The sequence below is a fragment of the Streptococcus sp. 2154 genome (assembly GCF_013277255.1).
In the GTDB taxonomy this organism is placed as follows: domain Bacteria; phylum Bacillota; class Bacilli; order Lactobacillales; family Streptococcaceae; genus Streptococcus; species Streptococcus pseudopneumoniae.
Genome location: NZ_VMMK01000089.1, coordinates 2,406 through 4,525, shown reverse-complemented (window position 1 = coordinate 4,525; position 2,120 = coordinate 2,406). Strand labels below are relative to the sequence as shown.

Below are 2,120 nucleotides of genomic sequence, written 5' to 3'. Positions count from 1 at the left end.
AAGACCTTATGCGTTTAAGCAATGCAACTAAAAACAAAAACTTTTTGTCTAGTCACCGTTTTAATCTTGAACGAAATACTGACTATGTACTGAATTTTAGAGGATTTAACAACAGTGCTCTAGCAAGCTATGATGTTTATATTTTGGGACGAAGAGCAGACGAGAGCGATGGATTCACAATCTTTAAGAAAGTTGTTAGCAGCAAGAAACTATCTACCTCTAGATGCGAAGATGTCTCAGTAACTTTTAATTCCGGAGAAATGGATAATGCTTACATTCGTTTTGAGAACAATGGCTCATCATCAGGAACAGCTGATTTGTATATTACAGAAGTTGACTTGTACAAAGGTTATAAACCTAGAACATGGCAACCACATCCAGAAGATGCAGTCGCAGATGCGAATAAGAAGCTTGAAGCCACGCAAACAAAAATGACTCAACTAGCTGGCTCCTGGTTGGTTCAAAACATCAACAGTGCAGGTGATTTGATTTCGGGTATCAATCTAGGAGCCAATGGTCATAACCGCTTTGTTGGGAAATTAACCCATATAACAGGCGAGACCCTGATTGACAGAGCAGTCATCAAGTCTGCCATGGTTGATAAGTTGAAGACAGCTAATTTTGAATCAGGTTCAGTAACGACAGCTGTTTTAGCTGCCGAAGCGGTCACAGCTGATAAGGTAAAGTTTGATCATGCCTTTATTCGAAAACTTATTGCCAACGACGCCTTTATTGGAGAACTAACTTCTAAACGTATCTTTGCGACTAAGATTGAATCAGTTGTGAATCGCTCGACTTTCTTAGAAGCTTATCAGGGTCAAATAGGAGGGTTTACAATTGGTCGTTTTGCTCAAGGAAGAGGTCGCTGGATTTCTGGTGTCAACCAATTCTCGGTCGGCATGGGAAACGGCGAAGGCGGAAGCTACAATGGCGAAAATACCGCATTTTGGGCGAACTGGGGTTACAGTTGGAACAGTCCTGGCCCCAATGCTTGGTATGTGACAACGTTAGGAAACATGCATTGCCGAAACGGAGCAAATTTCCACGGTAGGGTTGACTTTTCGGATAGATCAAGAGTGAATTTTTATAGTCAACCGTCGTTTTCAAATGGAGCAGTGATAAATGGTAGTTTGAGGGTGTCTGGTCGTATCACTTATAGTGGCGGTGAGTGGCTTTACTCACCTATATATAATAAATTATGGAAAGATACTTCACAAGGAGGTACCTGGCTATATTTGAATAGACAAGGTAACGGAGGTAGCGACTGGATTGAGATGAATAAAAGAATCTCAGACCGTCGCTATAAATCAAATATTCAAGACAGTCAAGTATCTGGTCTAGATGTCATCGAAAAGCTGAAGACTTACAGCTATCGTAAAGAATACGATGGCCAAATTGAGGATATCTCATGTGGTATCATGGCTCAGGATGTCCAGAAATATGCCCCTGAAGCATTCTATGAGAATCCTGACGGTGCATATTCATATCGCACATTTGAATTGGTGCCTTACTTAATCAAGGCCATTCAAGAATTAAATCAAAAAATAGAAAAAATGGAGAACAGACATGGATAATCACACAATCGACAAGCTAGTCGCTGAGTCACTCGTCGACCGTTTGGCTGATATCGAATTGAACTATGCGCATTTAAATGTACACCATAGGCTGGCTTTGGCTGAATTACAGGCCTTTAAGGCGGTGCTGGAATATGACCCAGCGCTTAAAGAACTTTTTGACGAAACGCAAGCGAAAATGAAAGGAAATAAGGAATGAATTACGAAGTAGCAATCAATCCCTACTTGAAAGGTGGGGAAAATGTAACAGTTGTCGCAATCAAGATGGAAAACAAGGGGCGCTATTCTTATGAGCAGTGCGAATTGCCAGGTGACCACACACAGGATAGTGAGGACGCCCTTATCCAAGCGGTTTTGGAATTGGTTCGCACTGAACTGGACCCGACTAGCGCCATTGTCAAGAACCAAGAACAACTGGCTAAGACGACGGAAGCGCTGGAGAGAGCCAACCAGCTCATGGATGGCATGCAGAAGGTCAATCTCCAGAATGCTCAGGATATTGAGGATATCTTAGCGCGATTGGAAGAGCTGGAAGCTCAAGGAGAG

The 2,120-nt window shown here is 42.3% G+C and carries 3 protein-coding genes; all 3 read left to right on the top strand.

Going from position 1 to position 2,120, the window contains the following annotated elements; genetic code table 11:
* The coding region (locus HT693_RS11450) for a tail fiber domain-containing protein (RefSeq protein ID WP_172925199.1) at nucleotides 1–1,574 on the top strand (1,574 nt) is incomplete at its 5' end.
* Nucleotides 1,567–1,773 carry a hypothetical protein gene (locus tag HT693_RS11445; RefSeq protein ID WP_000368698.1) on the top strand — a complete coding sequence of 69 codons (207 nt, stop codon included), beginning with the start codon at nucleotides 1,567–1,569 and terminating at the stop codon, nucleotides 1,771–1,773. The genes HT693_RS11450 and HT693_RS11445, both read left to right, overlap by 8 nt.
* Nucleotides 1,770–2,120 (top strand): hypothetical protein (locus tag HT693_RS11440; protein ID WP_240152735.1); only part of this gene is annotated, 351 nt, incomplete at its 3' end. The genes HT693_RS11445 and HT693_RS11440, both read left to right, overlap by 4 nt.